The 1,295-nt window shown below is 35.8% G+C and carries 1 protein-coding gene and 1 pseudogene; one reads left to right on the forward strand and one right to left on the reverse strand.

Annotated elements, in window-relative coordinates; genetic code table 11:
- Positions 1 to 403 (forward strand): annotated as a pseudogene (locus AC1DRF_RS28240) (molybdopterin molybdenumtransferase MoeA); the annotation flags it as partial.
- Positions 404 to 415: 12 nt separating this feature from the next.
- On the opposite strand, the gene AC1DRF_RS28245 reads toward AC1DRF_RS28240, so the two are convergent.
- Positions 416 to 559 carry a YvrJ family protein gene (locus AC1DRF_RS28245; protein WP_308115066.1) on the reverse strand — a complete coding sequence of 48 codons (144 nt, stop codon included), beginning with the start codon at positions 557 to 559 and terminating at the stop codon, positions 416 to 418.
- Positions 560 to 1,295 lie beyond the last annotated feature (736 nt).

A 1,295-nucleotide genomic window follows, 5' to 3' on the forward strand; every position in this document is an offset into this window, starting at 1 on the left:
CCCAGGAAGCGTCACAACAGTCGCAGAACGAAACGGACAGCTGCTGTTTGGACTATCAGGAAATCCATCTGCTTGCTATGTCGGGTTTGAACTGTTTGTGCGTCCGATTGTTCGCAGCTTTTTGCATTCACCAGCTCCTCATTTACATAAAACAAAAGCGGTATTAAACGGCCGTTTCAAAGAACCTAATGCATTTACAAGAATGGTGCGAGGAGAGATTTCAGACGAAGGCGGAAAGCTTGTTGTGACGCCTGTTGGCATGGACAAGTCAGGGGCTATTTCATCATTAGCTGCAGCAAACGCGCTGATTGTTCTTCCAGGTGGAGAGCATGGATATGACAAAGGAACAGAAGTGAACGTGCTGCATCTTGAAAACGAAGGAACGAGTTCGCTTTGGGTATAAATAGCATTCTGCTTATTGCTTGTCCTTTTTTTCAATAAGAACTTGAAGCAGCTCTGTAATTCTATCTAATTTGCTTTCAATGCGAACAAGTAAGTAAAAAGATAGGGCAATTGGAAAGCCTAAATCTTTAATATAGCTAACTAAGTTTTCTATAATAGCATACCTCCTTCACTTAGAAGATATATTATCATATGTGATTTCTAAGTATTTGTTCGCGGGTGATATGCCCATTTTTAAGACAAAAGTCCTTGGGAAATAAGGGAAAGCAGCCTCGGCATTGGCAAGCGAGACTGCTTTTTTTAAAGGGTTCATTTATACGTATCTCAGCATAAATGACTACTAGATTTTAACATGTTTTTAAGTGTAAATACTACTTTTGATTTGCTTTAACATAGGTATAAACGGCAGGCTTTTATGCAGCCTTCTCTATCCCTATTGATCATAGCCTATAAATAAGAATTGTATAAAAACTGCATATTCTATAAAAGTGAACCATCTAGAACCCTTACTCCCATTAGGGTTCTTTTTTTGATTTGTTCTGGAAGAAGAGGTTATGTAAAATAGTTATTTATATAATATTTAAGGGCCAGAAATGAAAAAACTACCTTAGAGTTAGAAAAAAGGAAGTTTTTTCTATGATGTAATTAGATTTCATGAGTGATGCTTCATTGCATTTTAGTTAATTTGCTTAATAAATTATAAATATATTCATATTAATTTGGCTTCTTTAAGGTAGGTATTAATGAGCAGTTTCAAACAATAAATCTACTTAGCGAATAGTAACCAATAACGTTGGGAACTTTATCTATTAACAAAAGGAAAGGAGGAGAAAGTATGCGAAAAAAGTGGTCTGTTTTATTATGTACGTTAGCTTTAGCTATGATGACTTTCA

Source organism: Priestia sp. P5_B4, assembly GCF_056400385.1.